This window comes from Staphylococcus sp. GW823-FHT05F06 (assembly GCF_058795495.1).
On record NZ_JBXAHW010000013.1, the window covers coordinates 1 to 20689 of the forward strand.

At 31.0% G+C, this 20689-nt stretch carries 22 protein-coding genes and 1 riboswitch; of the genes, 14 read left to right on the forward strand and 8 right to left on the reverse strand.

The window, feature by feature from the left end; all coding sequences use genetic code 11:
* Positions 1-280: 280 nt before the first annotated feature.
* Genes AC1Q7N_RS08940 through AC1Q7N_RS08950 form a run of 3 tightly spaced genes read right to left on the reverse strand, consistent with a single transcriptional unit; the run spans position 281 to position 1343 of the window.
* Positions 281-634 carry a fluoride efflux transporter FluC gene (locus tag AC1Q7N_RS08940; protein ID WP_001830729.1) on the reverse strand — a complete coding sequence of 118 codons (354 nt, stop codon included), beginning with the start codon at positions 632-634 and terminating at the stop codon, positions 281-283.
* Positions 631-996 (reverse strand): fluoride efflux transporter CrcB, encoded by a 366-nt coding sequence (gene crcB / locus AC1Q7N_RS08945; protein WP_001830726.1) that lies wholly within the window; start codon positions 994-996, stop codon positions 631-633. The genes AC1Q7N_RS08940 and crcB overlap by 4 nt, the downstream gene beginning before the upstream one ends.
* A 38-nt stretch (positions 997-1034) precedes the next feature.
* On the reverse strand, positions 1035-1343 hold the full coding sequence (locus tag AC1Q7N_RS08950) for a hypothetical protein (RefSeq protein WP_002446728.1): 309 nt from the start codon (positions 1341-1343) through the stop codon (positions 1035-1037).
* A 276-nt stretch (positions 1344-1619) separates the two neighbouring features.
* Here AC1Q7N_RS08950 and AC1Q7N_RS08955 point away from each other — a divergent pair, with 276 nt between their 5' ends.
* Positions 1620-2333 carry a transaldolase gene (locus tag AC1Q7N_RS08955; RefSeq protein WP_002484454.1) on the forward strand — a complete coding sequence of 238 codons (714 nt, stop codon included), beginning with the start codon at positions 1620-1622 and terminating at the stop codon, positions 2331-2333.
* Between the two features lie 139 nt (positions 2334-2472).
* Positions 2473-2916, forward strand: coding sequence for a hypothetical protein (locus tag AC1Q7N_RS08960; protein WP_002467846.1), 444 nt, complete (start codon positions 2473-2475; stop codon positions 2914-2916).
* Here AC1Q7N_RS08960 and AC1Q7N_RS08965 read toward each other — a convergent pair.
* Together AC1Q7N_RS08965 and AC1Q7N_RS08970 are read right to left on the reverse strand one after the other, a co-directional pair.
* On the reverse strand, positions 2903-3346 hold the full coding sequence (locus AC1Q7N_RS08965; protein ID WP_001830734.1) for a competence protein ComK: 444 nt from the start codon (positions 3344-3346) through the stop codon (positions 2903-2905). The two genes, AC1Q7N_RS08960 and AC1Q7N_RS08965, sit on opposite strands and share 14 nt — an antisense overlap.
* A gap of 5 nt (positions 3347-3351) precedes the next feature.
* Positions 3352-3831 carry a sigma-70 family RNA polymerase sigma factor gene (locus AC1Q7N_RS08970; protein WP_002484457.1) on the reverse strand — a complete coding sequence of 160 codons (480 nt, stop codon included), beginning with the start codon at positions 3829-3831 and terminating at the stop codon, positions 3352-3354.
* A gap of 207 nt (positions 3832-4038) precedes the next feature.
* Between AC1Q7N_RS08970 and AC1Q7N_RS08975 the strand changes: the two genes are divergently transcribed.
* From AC1Q7N_RS08975 to ribH, 7 genes are all read left to right on the forward strand, one after another.
* Positions 4039-4254, forward strand: a complete 216-nt coding sequence (locus AC1Q7N_RS08975) for a hypothetical protein (protein WP_002456441.1) — start codon at positions 4039-4041, stop codon at positions 4252-4254.
* A 377-nt stretch (positions 4255-4631) separates the two neighbouring features.
* The gene (gene sagB / locus AC1Q7N_RS08980; protein WP_001830727.1) at positions 4632-5483 is read left to right on the forward strand and encodes a peptidoglycan release complex glucosaminidase SagB; all 852 of its coding nucleotides are present in this window, start codon (positions 4632-4634) and stop codon (positions 5481-5483) included.
* A 347-nt stretch (positions 5484-5830) separates the two neighbouring features.
* Entirely contained in the window at positions 5831-7315 is a 1485-nt protein-coding gene (locus AC1Q7N_RS08985) for an FAD/NAD(P)-binding protein (RefSeq protein WP_002484471.1), read from the forward strand.
* 148 nt (positions 7316-7463) lie between these two features.
* Positions 7464-7602: riboswitch (FMN riboswitch) on the forward strand.
* A gap of 148 nt (positions 7603-7750) precedes the next feature.
* The gene (gene ribD, locus AC1Q7N_RS08990; protein ID WP_002494782.1) at positions 7751-8794 is read left to right on the forward strand and encodes a bifunctional diaminohydroxyphosphoribosylaminopyrimidine deaminase/5-amino-6-(5-phosphoribosylamino)uracil reductase RibD; all 1044 of its coding nucleotides are present in this window, start codon (positions 7751-7753) and stop codon (positions 8792-8794) included.
* A 6-nt stretch (positions 8795-8800) separates the two neighbouring features.
* Positions 8801-9433, forward strand: coding sequence for a riboflavin synthase (locus AC1Q7N_RS08995; protein WP_002467848.1), 633 nt, complete (start codon positions 8801-8803; stop codon positions 9431-9433).
* Positions 9434-9445: 12 nt separating this feature from the next.
* Positions 9446-10627: a 3,4-dihydroxy-2-butanone-4-phosphate synthase gene (gene ribB / locus AC1Q7N_RS09000; protein ID WP_002485748.1), complete on the forward strand. Its 1182-nt coding sequence runs from the start codon at positions 9446-9448 to the stop codon at positions 10625-10627.
* 12 nt (positions 10628-10639) lie between these two features.
* The gene (gene ribH, locus AC1Q7N_RS09005; protein WP_002456446.1) at positions 10640-11101 is read left to right on the forward strand and encodes a 6,7-dimethyl-8-ribityllumazine synthase; all 462 of its coding nucleotides are present in this window, start codon (positions 10640-10642) and stop codon (positions 11099-11101) included.
* 257 nt (positions 11102-11358) lie between these two features.
* Here the strand turns inward: ribH and AC1Q7N_RS09010 are convergent, their stop codons facing one another.
* Positions 11359-12360 (reverse strand): proline dehydrogenase family protein, encoded by a 1002-nt coding sequence (locus tag AC1Q7N_RS09010; RefSeq protein ID WP_002485797.1) that lies wholly within the window; start codon positions 12358-12360, stop codon positions 11359-11361.
* Positions 12361-12602: 242 nt separating this feature from the next.
* Here AC1Q7N_RS09010 and AC1Q7N_RS09015 point away from each other — a divergent pair, with 242 nt between their 5' ends.
* Positions 12603-13430 (forward strand): alpha/beta fold hydrolase, encoded by an 828-nt coding sequence (locus AC1Q7N_RS09015; RefSeq protein ID WP_001830886.1) that lies wholly within the window; start codon positions 12603-12605, stop codon positions 13428-13430.
* A gap of 489 nt (positions 13431-13919) precedes the next feature.
* A complete protein-coding gene (locus AC1Q7N_RS09020) occupies positions 13920-14321 on the forward strand; it encodes a SarA family transcriptional regulator (protein ID WP_001830809.1) in 402 nt (133 codons plus the stop codon).
* 236 nt (positions 14322-14557) lie between these two features.
* Here the strand turns inward: AC1Q7N_RS09020 and mnmM are convergent, their stop codons facing one another.
* The gene (mnmM, locus tag AC1Q7N_RS09025) at positions 14558-15121 is read right to left on the reverse strand and encodes a tRNA 5-(aminomethyl)-2-thiouridylate-methyltransferase MnmM (RefSeq protein WP_001830894.1); all 564 of its coding nucleotides are present in this window, start codon (positions 15119-15121) and stop codon (positions 14558-14560) included.
* Positions 15118-16071 carry a tRNA modification radical SAM protein MnmL/YtqA gene (gene mnmL, locus AC1Q7N_RS09030; RefSeq protein WP_002485800.1) on the reverse strand — a complete coding sequence of 318 codons (954 nt, stop codon included), beginning with the start codon at positions 16069-16071 and terminating at the stop codon, positions 15118-15120. Before mnmL ends, mnmM begins: the two co-directional genes overlap by 4 nt.
* Positions 16072-16177: 106 nt before the next feature.
* On the opposite strand from mnmL, the gene AC1Q7N_RS09035 reads away from it, so the two are divergent.
* From AC1Q7N_RS09035 to AC1Q7N_RS09045, 3 genes are all read left to right on the forward strand, one after another.
* Positions 16178-17392: an MDR family MFS transporter gene (locus tag AC1Q7N_RS09035; protein WP_002456450.1), complete on the forward strand. Its 1215-nt coding sequence runs from the start codon at positions 16178-16180 to the stop codon at positions 17390-17392.
* Between the two features lie 288 nt (positions 17393-17680).
* Positions 17681-20098 (forward strand): leucine--tRNA ligase, encoded by a 2418-nt coding sequence (leuS, locus tag AC1Q7N_RS09040; protein ID WP_001830785.1) that lies wholly within the window; start codon positions 17681-17683, stop codon positions 20096-20098.
* Positions 20099-20123: 25 nt separating this feature from the next.
* A complete protein-coding gene (locus AC1Q7N_RS09045) occupies positions 20124-20435 on the forward strand; it encodes a rhodanese-like domain-containing protein (protein WP_001830891.1) in 312 nt (103 codons plus the stop codon).
* Positions 20436-20689 lie beyond the last annotated feature (254 nt).

The following is a 20689-nucleotide window of genomic DNA, read 5'->3' on the forward strand; positions in this document are numbered from 1 at the left end:
CTCTCTATAACTATAAAAAATAGCTATGAAAAAATCTATCGTCATAGATTTCTTCATAGCTAATCTTAGTATGTTTATTATATATTGGTACAACATCGTTGAGTTGAGAATATGTTTATTATTTTAACTACAATGATTCTAGTTGTCATGATAGCTTGAGGACCTTAATAAGGATTTAGTTTCGTTGAGCTTCTAAATTAATAAGAAAATTCAAGATACAAATAGAAATCATAATCTATGAAATAAATTAATATAACCGTTAGTAAAAGTTATTTTAATATTAGATGCGATATCCATAAAAGCAAGCAATGAAACCTAAAATAAATTGTAATAGGGAATAAACTACAAAACGTATTGGTTTAAATTGAGGGCTTAACATATTAACAAGTTCAGATGATAATGTTGAAAAAGTAGTTAAACCTCCGAGAACACCTGTAACAAAGAAAGGAAACATATGATGGCTATCGAGTGCGTGTCCCATCATAAACCCGATAATTAAGCTACCTGTAATATTTACTATAGATGTTGCAATAGGAATTTTACTATTGAATAAGCGTTGGCATATATTTGTGATAAGGGCTCTAAGTACAGCACCTATTCCTCCACCTAACATAACGAGCAAAATAGTAATCAAGAAAATCTACCTCCTATTTTGACACCGAGGTAACAGCTTAGTATTCCTAGAATATAACTCGTCACACCATATATAGTAAATAGTATAAAATGATGCTGATTAAATAGTGTTACAAGTTCAAATTGAAATGTTGAAAAGGTAGTTAACGCACCAAGTAAACCAGTAGTAAGCCCTTTTTTTATGTTAGGATGAGTTTTAAAAAGTGAAAGGCTTAATGCGCCGATACTACCCATTAAAAAAGCACCTAATAAATTTGCAACAAATGTCCCCAACGGAATGGTTGAACCTTCATTAAGCATTGATAAACAGAATCTTATCAATGCACCTAAAGCACCACCTACAAAAATATATAGATATTGCATCTATATTTCACCTCAAAATATAAAAGAGTTGATTATTATTATTTAAAAATGTAACCAAAAGTATGTAAAGATGAAAGAATATGGATAATAATAGTGATTAAAATAATCAATGGTAATATTTTGCTTGCAAATCTAATCCAATCTGAACTTTCCTTAGCATACTTTATAGATTTATCGGCAAAAACAATCGATAAAATAAGTATTATAATATTAACGATACTTGTAACTACAACAATTTTCATAAACGATTGAAATATATTACTCAATAATGAATTATTGGTATTAAAGAAAAAACTTAAAATTATCATTAATAGACTAAGATAAAAGTACTTTTTTGACCGAGCCATAAACTGCCTCCTAGATAAACATTATTACAATATACTATCATATTTATTAAACTTAAACATAGTAATTTTCATTCCATTTTAAACAGTATATTTAAAATTAAAGCAAATAATTCGCTTACATTTCAAGGTCATGTTATAAATAAGTTATAAAATTTTTAAATTTAAAACGTGATAATAAATCGCTATCCCTAGTTTTAGTCTGATATACATACAAATAATCAATTCTATACATATAATTGATAGTATTGACCTTTCACGTTCAGGAGGAGAAATGACATGACAAAATTAAATGTTAAAGTGTTTGCGGATGGTGCAGATATTGAAGAAATGAAATCAGCATATAAGAATCAACTCGTTGATGGTTTTACAACGAACCCAAGCTTGATGGCTAAAGCGGGTGTAACTGATTATAAAGCTTTTGCAGAGGAAGTGGTTAGTGAAATACCCGACGCTTCAATTTCTTTTGAGGTGTTTGCTGACGATTTACCTACTATGGAAAAAGAAGCTGAGATTTTAAAACAATATGGTGATAATGTATTTGTAAAAATTCCTATTGTTACAACAACTGGTGAGTCTACACTACCATTAATTAAACGTTTATCATCGAAACAGGTAAGGTTGAATGTCACGGCTGTCTATACTATAGAGCAAGTAAAAGCAATTACTGACGCTGTAACTGAAGGTGTGCCAACATATGTGTCAGTATTTGCAGGACGCATTGCAGATACTGGGGTTGATCCACTTCCTTTGATGAAAGAATCAGTTAAGGTAACTCATAGTAAAGAAGGCGTTCAATTATTATGGGCAAGTTGTCGTGAAGTATATAATGTAATCCAAGCTGATGAAATTGGAGCTGATATTATTACTTGCCCAGCTGATGTTGTAAAAAAGGTTAATAACAATTTAGGCCGGGATATAGGAGAACTTTCAGTAGATACAGTCAAAGGTTTTGCCAAAGACATTCAAAGTTCCGGTTTGTCAATTTTATAAATTAAAAAAAACAGCAATTAAGTGGATTTATTTCACTAGATTGCTGTTTTATTTTAGTTATATAAGAAGATTTGAAAGAATAGTTTAATTCATTTACTATTGATAAATATGACTAATTCTGAAAAGAGGTACCTATCAAATGAGTAAAAATGAATTCATCAAAAGAGTAAATAAGCAATTATGGTTTTTAAATGCTAAAGAGAAGAATGCACTTAACAAATATATTGACTCAGTTGATCAGAATAAAAGTATTGATACCAATAAGCCAATAAGATTTTCAAATGAATATTTAAAGAAATTTATATTTAATCATAAGAAAAAATCGACTTCTCATGTGTTCGTACTTTTAATTTGTATGGTTTTAGCTTATGCATTTTTGCTCGGACTCTTTATTTTAGGGTTAGTGGCCAGCTTAGCTATCGTGCATGCCTATATCAACCCAAATATTGATTTATCAGTTTTTGTTATATTAACTGTTTTGATTGTCGCGATAATTATAATGATTGCTAGTTTATATGCTATTAAACATACGACTGCATTGTTTACTAAGAAGCTTTTAGAATATAAATTTAATAAAAGGTAGTTTTCTCTATGATATGACCTACGGTAAGACTTTCTTGCCATTTTTTTGTTACAAGTGTATAGGGGATGTTCAGTTCGATAGTCGTACCATCTTCAAAAACAATCATTGTGGTATGAATTGAAGAATGAATTCCTATAATATTTCGTGCATTGATAAAATATTTAATCGGTGCACGTTTTTGCGTAACTGGAAATAATATGGTTTCCTCATTAATATAGATAGGTATGAATTTTTTAATGTTTAAAATATTTTTAGATAACATACATTGATTATGATAGGATTTTTGATGTAATTCCAATAAATAATGTAATGTTTTTTCAGGTGTACATGGTAAATGAATAGCGTAATGTTCATACTGAATATAGGTTTCAACATTTGTTGAAAACGCAGTTTGAATATATAAAAGTGAATGCGTTGATATACATTTCATAGATGTCAATCCTTTGTAGATGAATTTAAATAACGACGTAGTTTTCGTATTGCGTTAGATTTTATTTTTTTAATCGTTGTAAGTGAAAAATCTAAAATTTGGGAAATTTCATATTGTTTGTATCCTTGTAAATATAAGGTTAACCAATCTCGTTCGCGTGGAAGTAACTGTTGTGAAATATCTTTAATAAGTAAATCGATTTCGTTGATTGAAAATGACGGAGAAAGTTCTGAAAGGGCGTCAATGCTACATATATTAAGCGTATTGTCTTTTTGTCTAAATAAATCTATAAGATAGAATTTTAGGCGTATAAATAGATAAGATTTAAAAGAAGAAGATTGTTGTTCATCAAAATCGAGTGTAAGTTGCCACATTTTAATGAGCATTTGTTGATAAAATTCATCATAATTATAAGTGATTTGATAACTTTTTAACAAATAATGTATGATATTGTTGTATTTTTTATATGCTTCCTCAAATGACATTTAATTAACTCCTATTTGTGCACATAAAATGATTTCCGGATAAATAGAAGTTAACTTATTGTTTGAAAATAATCATTTGCGTAATTGAAGCAATAGGTGTTAAATAGTAGTCATAGACTTTATTAATATGTAAAAATAAGTGTTTTATTTGCACGCTAACTTGGCTTTTCAACATAAATACTTTTTGAGTAAAAAGGAGGAACTTTTATGGATTATGCACATTTAAATCTCGAGCACTTTTTTGCAAGAAATGATGATTTGGATATTATTAGAGATCGATCTGATTTTGTGATGATTAATAATTTCACCAATGAGATGAAATACCGTGAAGGTGAAATTGAAGGAACTATAGATTTGAATCAATACTATTATAAAAATAGATCACAAGCTGTAAGTTTCATAATGATGAATTATAAGAACTAATATTTAGAGTGTCACCATAGTGACTAAATTTGAGTTTATAAAACCTATTCAACACTATAATATTTAAATGATTTAAAATTTAAATCTAATTGCCATAAAAATAAGGGTTAATATTGTTGTTTAATAATAATTAATGAAATTTTTAAGTTTTGTCAATTTATAAAACATTCATTTGGCATTAAAAATTTTCGATTCTTGTCTTATTATTTTAATATGTGCAACGTGTAACCTATTTATTTAAATTTCAATTTGATTACCATTTATTTATGAATTTGTAACAAAAGAAGTTTCAAATTGTGAATGTGTTTGAATAATGTTAAACTTGATTATCGTAATAGAATGACTAGTTTAACAACAATGACCTAAGAGGTGTGAATATGACTAAGCACAAGAAAGGCTCAATATTAGCTATCATAGGTTTGCTAATTGTATTTGTTGTTACAGGTTTTATCTTCTTTTCAATGATTTCAGATCAAATATTTTTCAAACATGTCAAACCAGTTGAAAAGGTTGAAAAATTAGATAAAACTTTAGATAAAGCATCTAAAAAGCAAATACACAATTATACGAGCCAACAAGTATCTAACAAAGCAAATACAGCTTGGCGTGATGCGTCTGGTACAGAAATTAAAGAAGCTATGGATAGTAGTAAATTCATAGATGATGATAAACAAAAATATCAATTTTTAGATTTGTCTAAGTATCAAGGCATTGATAAAAACAGAATTAAACGCATGTTGTTTGATAGACCAGTACTACTAAAACATACAGATGATTTTATTAATGCTGCAAAGTCTAAACATGTCAATGAAGTATATCTTATTTCTCATGCTCTATTAGAAACAGGCGCAGCTAAAAGTGAACTGGCTAATGGTGTAGAAATAGATGGTAAAAAATATTACAATTTCTATGGTGTTGGTGCATTAGATAGTGACCCTATTAAAACAGGTGCCGAATATGCTAAAAAACATGGATGGGACACACCACAAAAAGCTATTTATGGTGGCGCTGATTTTATTCATAAGCATTTCTTATCTCATGACGATCAAAATACACTTTATAGTATGAGATGGAACCCTAAAAACCCGGGTGAACACCAATATGCTACTGATATAAAATGGGCTGAAAGTAACGCGAATATCATTGCAGATTTCTACAAGAACATGAAAACAGAAGGTAAATACTTCAAATTATATGTTTATAAAGATGACGATAAACACCAAAAATAAATTAAATAGTTAAACTAAACACCACTAATAAAAGTTGTGAAGTTAATCGTGCTAATTAAAATTAATTTAGATTTAAGCAATAGTTAACTCTCAATAGTTTTATAGTGGTGTTTTTAATTTATTGGATTAAATGTTAAATTATTCAGCTTTGTTTTTTCGCGATAGTATTGTAAACAGAACTGCAAAAGCAATTAAAACTTTAACTATAAATTTCATAAGCTTCACCTCAAATAAATTTTAGCATACTATTTTAAGATTAAAAGTCAATCAAATAGGTAATATAGATAAAGTGAAAAAGTGTACAGTAAAACGTAACTACTAATAATAAATACATAAGGATGATTTACATGCGTGTAGCAATAATAGGTATGGGAACAGCTGGTGTAAGTGTGTTACGCCAACTCGTTAAACATGAAAACTTTTCTCAATTAAAAGTAGATGTATATGACGATGATAGAAATATGGGCCAAGGTGTTCCATTTCAAAATGATAGTAGCGAACTACTTATTAACATGCCATCAAAATCCATGAGCTTAAATCTTGATGATGATCAAGAGTTTTGGAAGTGGTATCAAAATCAGACGGAATTTAATTTTAGTAATCCTCAATATTTGCCTAGATTTGTATTTGGTCATTATATGAAGTCTTATTTATCTTATTATAATGACCAATTTGATAATTTAACTATTATCAATGATAAAGTACAAGAAATTTTTACACAATCCGATGTTGATGACACAGATTTAAAATATCATGTATGTACATGTGATGATGAAAAAGAATGGCGTGAATACGATTATTTATTTTTAACTTTTGGAACTTTTAGTTACCATGACCCTTATGATTTGAAGGGAACTAAAGGCTATATACAAACGCCGTATCCTACATATCATACACTTGATAATGTTAAAGATTCAGATCGAATCGTGATTATTGGAACAGGGTTGGCTAGTTTAGATGCTGTGAGATATGTAGCTGCACATCATCCATCTTTACCCATTACTATGACAAGTCGTTCTGCAGCATTGCCAAGTGTTAGAGGGAAAATGACTAAAATTCAGTTTACGCATTTAACTAAATCACGATTTAATGGAATTATGAAAAATCACTTTGGTAATGTACCATTAGAAAAAGTAGTTTCATTATTTTTAAAAGAATGTGAAGATTATGGAATAGATTTTAAAAAACTTATTTATCGTAGAACCGGAAACCATGTCAAAGACTTGGAGTATGATTTAAATCATGAAGAAGAAATGGGGATATTCCAAAGTATCATTGAACATTTAAAAGAAAATTTAAACTGGATTTGGAATAGTTTGAGCGTTAAAGATCAAGAAACTTTTAATCGTAAATACACTAAAATTATTCAGTTAAATTCTAATCCAATGCCTCCTAGAACAGCTCGTTTACTTATCAAGTTAATACAGAATAATGAACTTGTCATTAAGAAAGGGCTAGAAGACATAGTCCATAAAAATAATCAATTTATGTTGAAGTATAACGACACTACGCAAAATTATGAGTTGTTTGACATCGTTATTAATGCAACGGGCTCTAAAACACATCTTTCTCAATTAGATGAGGATGATCAATTAATTTTAAACTTAGAAAATAGACAAATTGTTCAACGTCATCCTATGGGTGGCATTCAAATTATCCCAGAAACAAATCAAGTCATAAGCCCTAGATATGGAACCTTAAAAAATGTGATTGCAATTGGACAAATGACCAACGGTGTCAATAAACTTAGAAATGGCGTAAAGATGATTGTTAATCAAGTTGTTGATACAGTATCTCAATTATATATAACACAGGAAAATAGAAATAAGTAATATGCATTAAGCGTGTTTGTGAGTTTAATATATTCTCATAAAATCATTTAATAAAGTAAGCTATAAAATTGTATTTTAAATTTAAATATAGTAAGATTTACAATGTAGTGAAGAACTACTGGACTCAATTAATCATAACAATTTCATATATTTCTTTCGGGGCAGGGTGAAATTCCCAACCGGCAGTAAATTGAGCCTGCGACCCACTAATATTGTTTTTGATGTTAGTGGCTGATCTAGTGTGAATCTAGAGCCGACAGTTAGAGTCTGGATGGGAGAAAGAAGTTGAATTATCGACTTACACAAATTCGTGTAGTTATGATAAGCGTATTGTATACTTATGTGCAATTTTAAGTATGCTAATAGGCTTATTTAAAGATATAGATATCTCCTTATGCCTACAGTATAGGTATAAGGTTTTTTTGAGGTGATCAATTGAGTAGATTTATGGATGATGCTATTCAATTAGCAAAAATGGTAAATGGACAAACAGGTGTTAATCCACCAGTAGGATCCGTTGTTGTTAAAAACGGTAGGATTGTAGGTTTAGGTGCACATTTAAAAAAGGGAGATAAACATGCCGAAGTACAGGCTATTGAAATGGCAGGTTTAAATACCCAAGGTGCTACCATATACGTTTCATTAGAACCTTGTACACACCATGGTTCAACGCCACCTTGTGTGGATAAAATCATTGAAGCGGGCATATCTAAGGTCATCTATGCTGTTAAAGATACTACTTTAGTAAGTAAGGGTGACGAGATTCTGAGAGAAGCTGGTATAGAGGTTGAATTTCAATATAATGAAAATGCAGCTGCATTATACCGTGACTTTTTTACTGCTAAAAGAAACGAAGTTCCAGAAGTAACTGTAAAGGTCTCATCTAGTTTAGATGGTAAACAAGCAACAGACTTTAATGAAAGTAAGTGGATAACAAACAAAGAAGTTAAAGAAGATGTTTATCAATTAAGACATGAGCATGATGCAGTTATTACTGGGCGTAGAACCATTGAAGCAGACAATCCATTGTATACAACCAGGGTTCCTGATGGAAAGCATCCGATTCGAGTTATTCTTTCTAAGAAAGGTCAACTCGATTTTAATCAACAAATATTTAAAGATACTGCATCGGAGATATGGATTTACACTGAAAATGAAAAATTAAAAACAAATAAAAGTTTTATTAAAATAATAAATATAAGTAATTGTGATACAACGACAATATTACAAGACTTATATCAAAGAGGTATTGGGAAACTGCTAGTCGAGGCAGGCCCAAATATTACATCTCAATTTCTCCAATCCAAACATCTAAATGAACTCATTTTATATATAGCCCCGAAATTAATTGGTGGTTCTGGCAAACATCAATTTTATAAGACTGACGAGGTCATTGATTTGCCTGAAGCAACTCAATTTGAAATTGTTGATTCCAAGTTAATTAATCAAAATTTAAAATTGAAATTACGAAAGAAGTGAATGTCTATGTTTACAGGTATCATTGAAGAAATAGGTACTGTACAACAAGTTCGCTCTGAGCAATCAGTAAGAACGCTTGAAATTAAAGCACAAAACATTTTAGTTGATATGCATATTGGTGATTCAATAAGTGTTAACGGTGCATGTTTAACTGTGATAGATTTCACTGACTCAAGTTTTTCAGTTCAAGTCATCAAAGGGACTGAAAACAAAACATATCTTGGAAGTGTTCAACGTAATACAGAAGTTAATCTCGAAAGAGCCATGAGTGGAAGTGGGAGATTTGGTGGACATTTCGTGTTAGGTCATGTTGATGAGCTTGGAACAATTTCTAAAATCAATGAAACTGCTAACTCAAAAATTATTTCTATTAAAACAACTAAAAACATTTTGAATCAAATGGTAAAGCAAGGTTCTATAACTGTAGACGGAGTTAGTCTTACTGTATTTGATTTACATGATTATACTTTTGATATACATCTTATACCAGAAACACGTCGATCTACTATTCTTTCATCTAAAAAAGTGGGCGACAAAGTGCACTTGGAGTCTGACGTACTATTCAAATATGTTGAAAACATCATGAATCAAAATCAATCGCAGTTAACAGAAGAAAAGCTTAGAGCATTTGGTTTTTAGGAGGAATATAACATGCAATTCGATACAATTGAGTTGGCTATAGAGGCTTTAAGAAATGGAGAGAGCATTATTGTAGTTGACGATGAAGATAGAGAAAATGAAGGAGATCTTGTAGCTGTTACGGAATGGATGGATGATAATACCATTAATTTTATGGCTAGAGAGGGTCGTGGTCTGATTTGTGCACCAATTGATAAATCTATAGCTGAAAGATTAAAACTACAATCTATGGAGCAAAATAACACTGATATTTATGGCACACATTTTACTGTAAGCATTGATCATTATAAAACTACTACAGGAATCAGTGCACATGAACGTACACAAACGGCTAGAGCACTCATAGATGAAAATACTAATCCTGAAGATTTTCATCGTCCGGGGCACTTATTTCCACTTATAGCAAAAGAGAATGGTGTGTTAACACGTAATGGTCATACTGAAGCTGCCGTAGATTTGGCACGGTTAACAGGAGCACAACCAGCTGGAGTAATCTGCGAAATTATGAATGATGATGGGACAATGGCTAAGGGTGAAGATCTCCAGTCATTTAAAGAACGCCACCATTTAAAAATGATTACTATAAAAAGTTTGGTTGCTTTTCGTAAGGCTGTTGAACTTAATGTTAATCTTAAGGCAAAGGTCAAGATGCCAACAGATTTTGGTCATTTTGATATGTATGGATTTACAACGGATTATAGCGATGAAGAAATCGTTGCTATTGTTAAAGGAGATTTAAAAAGCAATCCTAATGTACGTATGCATTCTGCTTGTCTGACTGGGGATATTTTTCATAGTCAAAGATGTGATTGCGGGGCACAACTTGAAGCGTCAATGAAATATATTGACGAACATGGTGGAATGATTATTTATTTACCTCAAGAAGGTAGAGGAATAGGGTTAATTAATAAGTTGCGCGCATATGAGTTGATAGAAAAAGGTTATGATACAGTTACTGCAAATCTTGCTCTTGGTTTTGATGAGGATTTGAGAGATTATCATGTTGCAGCTGAAATATTAAAGTATTTTGATATAAGTGAAATTAACTTGCTCAGCAATAATCCTAAAAAATTTGAAGGTTTAGAAGATTACGGCATTGAGATCGTAGATAGAATTGAACTTATCGTTCCAGAAACACAATATAACCATAGTTATATGGAAACTAAAAAAAATAAAATGGGACATTTAATATAGGAGGACTCGAAAATGAATTTTGAAGGTAAATTAGTTGGTAAGGATTTAAAAATTGCGATTGTTGTTAGTAGATTTAATGATTTTATTACTACACGTTTACTTGAAGGGGCTAAAGATACACTTATTCGTCATGAAGTAGAAGATACAAATATTGATGTAGCTTATGTGCCTGGCGCATTCGAAATTCCACTCGTTGCAAAAAAATTAGCTCAAAAAGGTGAATATGATGCTGTGATAACATTAGGATGTGTGATTAGAGGCGCAACTTCACATTATGACTATGTATGTAATGAAGTAGCTAAAGGTGTTTCTAAAGCAAACGACATTTCAGATACTCCGGTGATTTTTGGAGTTCTAACAACTGAAAGTATTGAACAAGCAGTTGAAAGAGCTGGTACTAAAGCTGGAAATAAAGGTTCAGAAGCAGCAGTTAGTGCAATCGAAATGGCTAATCTAATTAAGCAAATCAATTAAAAAATAAAGAAGCTGGGACAAAAAGGTTCAAGATAAGTAAAAAAAGACAATTTCTATTGAAATAATATAGAAATTGTCTTTTTCTATAATTTTTTTGATTATTTTCAGCTCGTTGAGCTGTTACTTTTCTTATATTAAGCCACGATGATGTCTGAATTCATCGAATTCAGTATCGGGAATTGTTTCTACAATATCATTTACATGTCGTGAAAACTCATTTACTGGCTATTATGCTAGGGAATTATGTCCCAGCCTCTTTATTTTTTATGTCTTTTAATGCCAAGAATAAGAGACGTCAATAAAGTTGCAAATATACCTATACCCAAGGTTACCTTTTTTAAGATTTTGGGTTTAGTAAATTCTTTTATAGCTAATGACAAGTTTTGAGGCCGTTCTGCTAGTCTTCTCATAAAGTACGCAAACCAATCATTACCGTATGGTACATAAACTGTAAAAAAATAACCTTCATTAGCTATTTTTTGTGCTAATTCCGTGCGGAAACCGTACAACATTTGAAATTCCATTTTATCTTTGCTGATATGATTTTCTTTCATAAATTGTTTGACTTGGTTGATTATTTCATTGTCATGGGTAGCCACCGATGTAAAGTTCTTTGAATTTAGTAGTCGTTTTTTTATAATTCTAATATAATTTGCGTCAATTTCTTCTTTTGATTGAAAAGCGATTGACGCATCTTCCTTATAAGCACCTTTCACAAGTCTCAAACGTAATTCAGGATATTTATCAATTATATCATCGGCTTCATACAGATAGGCTTGAACGACTGTACCCACATTTTTAAATTCACCTTTCAATCTATCAATAATATGTTGAATTTTAGAAAGACTATCGTACTTCTCTGTATCAATATTAATATGCATCTTCCCATTCTTATCAGCTTTAAGTAAAATTTCTCTCATGTTTTCATAAGCAAGATTTAAATCAAACTCACTTCCAAGTTGACTTATCTTGACTGACATATGTGCCTTAACATTATTGCTATATATTGCATCGATAATTTCTAAAATCTCTTCTTTAGCTTTAATGCTTTCTTCTCTAGTATTAACAAATTCACCCAATGAGTCGACAGTAACTGAAATATTATAATCATTTAAATATTGTATAGTCTCAATTAATTGATGAATCGTATTTCCTGCGACTACACGATTTGCTCCCATTTGAGGTCCCATCTTTTTAGCTATTTTATTAAGATATGTATGATTAGATAACGCAATGAAAAAATCTTTAAATAAGGACATATGCAATACCTCCGTTATACTAGACTATGATATTTTTAAATAGTGTATCATGAAAATTAAGTTTAAGAAAGCGTTTACATAAAGATCATGAACACTTAAAGAGTATTTTTACTTTTAGATGTATTTGAAGAGTTAAAGAAAATATTTAAATATCTATCAAATTTCACTTAAAATAGCATTCAATATGTTTGGTTTGCTATAATTATATTAATAAAGAACATATAAAAAGGGGCAATTAGAAAATGTGGAAGTGGGAAACAGAAAATGACGCAAAAGGCGTTGTTGTCATTGCTCATAATATTTTAGAACATACAGGTAGATATGCATATGTTATCACGATGTTAAGACGAAATGGTTATCACGTTATCATGGGCGATTTACCGGGACAAGGGCAAACTTCACGAGCTCAAAAGGGACAAATAGATGATTTTAATACGTATCATGAAAATATATTAGAGTGGATAAAAATAGCTAATGAATATAAAATTCCAACATTTGTTTTAGGTGTGGGACTAGGTGGTCTCATCATTTTAAATCTGCTTGAGAAAACAGAATTACCTATTGAGGGTATCTTGTTATTTTCACCTATGTTAGAACTAAAGAGAGACTATAAAGGGCGCAAAAATAAATTGATTTCTAATGTTGGTAAAATTTCTAAAGATACTAGATTTAAAGTTGGTATAACTCCTCAAGATTTAACACGTAATGATGAAATTATTGAAGAAACAGCAAATGATGGACTAATGCTTAAAAAGGTAACATATAGTTGGTATAACCTTATAAATGAAAAGATGAAAGAAACAATGGATCATATCAGAGATATTAAACCTATTTCAGCATTGATAATGTATGGTACCAATGATAAAATTTTAGAAACTCAATCTATTAATGAAATGAAAGATAAATTAAAGTCGAAAGAGATGTACTTTAAAGTTTGGGATGGATTATATCATGAAATACATAATGAACCTGAACGCGATTTGGTGATGAGATATGTTCTATCATTTTTGAATAATAGTGTAAATACTATGGGTTTTATAGTAAATGAAGAGGAAATTGAAGACATTTAAGTGAGCGAAAGAAAAATGATATCAATTCGTATACAATTCTATAATGTGAATAAGAAACTCGGTTTTATACTGGGACTATAGTAATGAGTCCGTACATCTTAAACTTGTACGGGCTCTTATAATTTTTAAGAATATATTTAGTTTGGTTTAATAAAAAATATATTTAACAATTTGTATAGAAAGTTTTGTCAAAATTATTGCGTTTTAAATGTAGAATTGATATATTTTGCTTATATAATTAATTTAATTTTAATATGTATTAACGCTAAGTTTTTGGGTTAGAATTTGAGTTGCACTAGATGTAAGATTTTTTTAAATCTCATTTTTAAATCTTTTTACGGATAAAGTTGATTTTAAGTAGCTCAATTATTGAAATAAAAGGGTATAATTCTAAAGTTTAATAACTTGACTATTTGTAAAATTAAATTTGGGGGAAATGGTTAAGTTAGTTTATAGAATTCACAATTTTTTATTTGGGAGATGTTAATTTTGGCTAATAGTGAAAAGAACAGGGTTTATGGTATTTTACAATTAGAGACATTATTCAAAGAGATTGATTCAATTTTTAATACAATCAAAGAAGAATATGGAATGTCTAAAGAGGAAATTTTGATTTTACTTACACTTTTGGAAAAAGGCTCAATGACTTTAAAGGAAATGGATAAATATGTTCATATTAAACCGTATAAACGTACACGTACTTATAATAATTTAGTTAATCTTGAGTGGATTTACAAAGAAAGACCTCAAGATGATGAACGTACAGTTATTATTCATTTTAATGACAAGCAAAATTCTAAAAAAGAAGATTTGTTAAAGTTTATTGATGACTCAATTAAAATCAAGTCTGAACCAATGCAATCTAGTTTACAATCTATTTTAGCAGTTTAATTTAACGTGCTTTAAATCTTTAACTGAACAAATTATTTTATTTGAATCATGGGTATAATTATGAGAATTAGTTGTTGAACTATATTAAAGAGTGTTTTCAAAATTATGAGGATCAGTAAACTTAATAGCACTTAAAAGTAAGGTATACTTCGTGATGAAATTTATAATTAAAAAAGAACCTGGGACAAAATGTTTGCTTGTCTCAGGTTCTTTTTACGTGCACGTGTATAAATTTTTTAATTACGTTTTTCAATAGCACAGATAAAAGGAGCGTTATTCTTTTGATTTATGAATTGATATTGTAATATATGAGCTTTATTTTGATCAAAGTTTTGTAAAAATTCAAGTAGTGCTTCTTTTTCTACTTTACCTTCTTCATGACCGTGATATATAACTAATATAATAATTCCTTCAATACTTAAGATATCAAAGATTTCATTAATAGCCATAATTGTTGTTTCAGGTTTAGTGACAATTTCTTTGTTACCTTTCGGTAAATAACCTAAATTAAAAATAGCAGCATCTATGCAACCGTGATGTTGGGCGGGAATGTGCAATTTAGCATTTTCATGACCAGATTGGATTAATTTTACATTCGAATAATCTTTTGTTTTTTTGTGCGTATTCAAAATTGCTTGTTCTTGTATATCGAATCCATAGACAAATCCATTTGGAACATGTTGAGCAAAATAAGCAGTATCATTCCCATTACCACATGTTGCATCAATTACAATACTATTATGATTAATATGAGAATCAATTAACGATTTAGAGAAGGGTAAAATACGTTCTAGTTTCATGATTGTATACTCTGCTTGTTCATTTTACCTTGATAGGAGTTTCGTCTAGCAAGCTCATTATCAATTTCATTTAATACTTCCCATTTATTAACACTCCACATTGGTCCAACCATTAAATCTATAGGTCCATCTCCAGTGATTCTGTGCACAATCATTTCTGGGGGTAATACTTCAAGTTGATCACAAACAAGATTGGTATAATCTTGTTGACTCATAAACTCGAGCATACCTTTTTCATATTGTTTAACCATAGGCGTTCCTTTTAGCAAGTGTAATAAATGAATTTTAATACCTTGAACGTCCATCTGAGCGACTTCTTTAGCAGTCTCCATCATCATGTCATAATTTTCACCTGGTAAGCCGTTGATTATGTGCGTACAAACATTTATATTATGTTTGCGTAATTTTGTTACGCCGTCATAGTATGTTTGCATATCATGAGCACGATTTATTAAATCGGAAGTTGACTGATGCACAGTTTGTAGGCCCAACTCTACCCATAAGTAAGTGCGCTGATTAAGTTCATCTAAATATTCTACAACATCATCAGGCAAACAATCAGGTCTTGTCGCGATTGATAAACCAACGACGCCATCTTCTTTTAAGACAGGTTCATATTTTTCTTTTAGTACTTCAACAGGTGCATGCGTATTTGTAAACGCCTGAAAGTATGCAATATATTGACCTTCACTCCATTTTTCATGCATACGTTCTTTTATTTTTTTGAATTGAACTTCAATTGGTTCAGCTCTATTACCTGCAAAGTCACCGCTTCCTGCTGCAGAACAAAATGTGCAACCTCCATGAGCTACAGTACCATCTCTATTTGGGCAATCAAAACCTCCGTCTAATGCGACCTTAAATATTTTCTGACCAAACTTGTTTTTTAAATGATAGTTCCATGTGTGATAGCGTTTATCTTCAAAGGCATACGGGAAATAGTTACCCATAATACATTTTCCTTTCTATTTAGGTTCTAAGTACAGATTTTAACATATTTTAGTGTTATAGTGTCTATTGTAGATTGAGAAAAATATAAAGAGAGGGACTCATGATATGAATATACCTAAATCAGTATGGTGGCTAGTTATAGGTATGGCACTTAATATAACCGGCGCCAGTTTTTTGTGGCCTTTAAATACAATTTTCATGAAGGAAGAACTTCATAAGAGTTTAACAATTGCAGGTATCGTTTTGATGATTAATTCATTTGGAATGGTTGTAGGTAATTTGTTAGGTGGTTTTTTGTTTGATAAACTTGGTGGTTACAAAACGATTTTAATAGGTACATTTACGTGTTTATGTAGTACCACATTACTCAACTTGTTTCATGGCTGGCCATGGTATGCAATTTGGTTAGTACTACTTGGATTTGGTGGCGGAATGATAGTTCCTGCTATTTATGCGATGGCAGGTGCCGTTTGGCCTAATGGAGGAAGACAAACTTTTAATGCTATCTACTTAGCACAAAATATAGGGGTTGCTTTAGGCGCGGCATTAGGAGGTTTTGTGGCTGAATTTAGTTTCAATTATATTTTTATGGCAAACCTCATTATGTATGTACTTTTTGCCATCGTGGCGATTACACAGTTCAATTTAGAGATTAATGCTAAATTTAAACCACAAGATTCGATAGATTTAAAAAGCAAAGAAAATAAAAAACGATTTACTGCTATGATGCTAGTATGTGCAATGTTTGCAATTTGTTGGATTGCATATATTCAATGGGAAACAACGATAGCTTCATTCACACAATCAATTAATATTTCAATGTCTCAATATAGTGTATTATGGACAATTAATGGAATTATGATTTTAGTAGCTCAACCTTTAATAAGACCAATTATTATCTTATTAAAAGGTAATTTAAAACATCAAATGTTTGTAGGTATTTTAATTTTTATGAGTTCTTTCCTAGTGACGAGTTTTGCAAATCACTTTGCTATATTTGTAGTTGGCATGGTCATTTTAACTTTTGGAGAAATGTTTGTTTGGCCTGCAGTACCAACTATAGCAAATCAACTTGCACCAGTTGGAAAGCAAGGGCAATACCAAGGATTTGTTAATTCAGCATCTACAGTGGGTAAAGCATTTGGACCATTTATTGGGGGTATACTTGTAGATACATTTAATATGAGTATGATGTTTATTGGGATGATTATATTATTAAGTTTTGCACTGTTATTTTTAAGTTTCTATGATAAAGTGTTACCCAAGAATTTTAAAAATCAACATCAATCAAGAAGACGACGAAATCAGAATGGTATTTAATTAAAGTAATGATATTTAATTAACTACTTGCATTCATTGACCATATACAATAATATTAAACACGTATAGTATTAAGCATTTAGAGGCTTTTCTACAGAGAGCTAGTGTTGGTGAGAGCTAGTGTTAAGGACTAAATGACTTATTAACATAAACGACATTTAACTAGACATCTCTTACTATTAAAATGAAGTGCGCTAACTGTTAGCGAATAAGGGTGGTAACGCGGCACAGGTCGTCCCTTTCAAATCATTAATAGTAGAGATGTCTTTTTATGAATTAGGAGGAAATGTGTTGAATTATAATCATAAGGAAATTGAAAAAAAGTGGCAGAATTACTGGGAAGAAAATAAGACCTTTAAAACGAATGATAATTTAGGACAAAAGAAATTTTATGCATTAGACATGTTTCCTTATCCATCTGGTGCTGGTTTACACGTAGGTCATCCAGAAGGATATACGGCAACGGATATCATCTCACGATATAAAAGAATGCAAGGTTACAATGTATTACATCCTATGGGGTGGGATGCTTTTGGTTTGCCGGCAGAACAATATGCTTTAGATACTGGTAATGATCCTCGTGAATTTACACAGAAAAATATTCAAACTTTCAAAAGACAAATTCAAGAATTAGGATTTAGTTATGATTGGGATAGAGAAGTGAATACTACAGATCCTGAATATTATAAATGGACGCAGTGGATATTTATTCAGTTGTATAATAAAGGGTTAGCTTATGTTGATGAAGTTGCTGTCAATTGGTGTCCTGCATTAGGTACTGTTTTGTCGAATGAAGAGGTTGTCGATGGGGTATCAGAACGTGGCGGTCATCCTGTTTATCGTAAGCCTATGAAACAATGGGTACTCAAAATTACAGAATATGCTGATAGATTACTAGAAGATTTAGATGAGTTAGATTGGCCTGAATCAATTAAAGACATGCAACGAAACTGGATTGGACGTTCAGAAGGTGCCAAAGTAACATTTAAAATTGAGCAATCTGACCAAAATATTGAAGTGTTTACGACACGACCAGATACAATCTATGGTACTTCTTTCTTAGTTTTAAGCCCAGAACACCCACTTGTGAATGAAATTACGACAAGTGATAAAGAACAAGAAGTCAAATTGTATCAAAATGAAGCATCAAAAAAATCTGATTTAGAACGTACGGACTTAGCTAAAGAAAAAACAGGTGTGTTTACTGGAACATTTGCAATTAATCCGCTCTCTGGCGATAAATTACCTATTTGGATAGCAGATTATGTTTTATCAACTTACGGTACTGGTGCAGTAATGGCTGTGCCTGGACATGATGAGCGAGATCATGAATTTGCTACGAAGTTTAATTTACCAATTATCGAAGTTATAGAGGGTGGCGAAGTTCAAAAATATGCATACACAGGTGAAGGAAAACACATTAATTCTGGAGAATTAGACGGTCTAGAAAATGAAGCGGCAATAAGTAAAGCGATAGAATTGCTTGAATCTAAAGGTGCTGGTGAGAAAAAAGTCAATTATAAATTACGTGATTGGTTATTTAGTAGGCAACGTTATTGGGGAGAGCCAATTCCTATTATACATTGGGAAGATGGATCAATGACTACAGTTCCTGAAGATGAATTGCCTTTACTACTTCCTGAAACAGATGAAATTAAGCCATCAGGTACCGGTGAATCTCCACTTGCAAATATAGATGCGTTCGTAAACGTTATCGATGAAAAGACAGGTATGAAGGGGCGCCGAGAAACCAATACAATGCCTCAATGGGCTGGCAGTTGCTGGTACTATTTACGTTACATTGATCCACATAACGAAAAAATGATAGCAGATCCTGAAAAATTAAAGCATTGGCTACCTGTTGATTTATATATTGGAGGCGTGGAACATGCAGTACTTCACTTATTATATGCAAGATTCTGGCATAAAGTGTTATATGACTTAGGTGTTGTACCAACAAAAGAACCATTCCAAAAACTATACAATCAGGGAATGATTTTAGGCGAAGGCAATGAAAAAATGAGTAAGTCTAAAGGTAATGTGATTAATCCAGATGATATTGTTGCATCACATGGTGCTGATACATTACGACTATATGAAATGTTTATGGGACCTTTAGATGCTGCGATCGCATGGAGTGAAAAAGGTTTAGATGGTTCTAGAAGATTCTTAGATCGTGTTTGGAGACTTATCATTACTGATGAAAATTCAATCAATAAAAAAATTGTAGATTCTAACAATCATTCACTTGATAAGGTTTACAATCAAACTGTGAAAAAAGTAACAGAAGATTTTGATACACTTAGTTTTAATACTGCAATCAGTCAATTAATGGTGTTTATTAATGAGTGTTATAAAACTAATGAAGTTTACAAACCTTATATCGAAGGGTTTGTAAAAATGTTATCGCCTATTGCACCACACATTGGTGAAGAATTATGGGATCGATTAGGGCATGAAAATACCATTACTTATCAACCATGGCCAACATTTGATGAAAGTTTATTAGTAGATGATGAAGTTGAAATCGTAGTTCAAGTCAATGGTAAAGTTAGAGCAAAAATCAATATTCCAAAAGATTTATCTAAAGAAGAAATGCAAGACTTAGCCTTGTCTAATGATAATGTTAAAATGAGTATTGAAGGAAAAGAAGTTAAAAAAGTTATTGCTGTACCTCAAAAGCTAGTTAATATAGTTGCTAAATAATATTTTTCTAAAGGAGTGCTATTAAATGGAGTCAATAACAGTAGATGAATTAAAGAAAAAAATATTAGATTCAAATCCAGTTAACATTGTAGATGTTCGCACAAACGAAGAAACTGAAATGGGTGTTATTCCTGGAGCAAAAACAATTCCTATGGATGAAATTCCTGATAATTTAAAAGAATTCAATAAAAATGACACGTATTATATTGTGTGTGCAGCGGGGTCACGCAGTGCTAAAGTAGTTTCATATTTAGAAGAACAAGGTGTTCATGCTGTAAATGTCGAAGGTGGAATGAATGCATGGGGCGATGAAGGTACTGTAATTGATAATATTTAAAGAACTTCGAAGTTGTAGATAACGATATTCTAAATTAAAAATTAATACAAATGAGTTTATAATTTATTCTAGTAAATTCTGGAATTACACTGTAAATCACAAATGTGGTCACTGAGTACGATTAAGATTTTTATTTGAAATCTTAGTCGTACTTTTTTTGATATAAAAATCATTAAATAATTCAATGTGGATCTCAAAAAACAAATTCTGATATCATTTAAAAATATATTAAGATAAATTTTTATACTACTAGA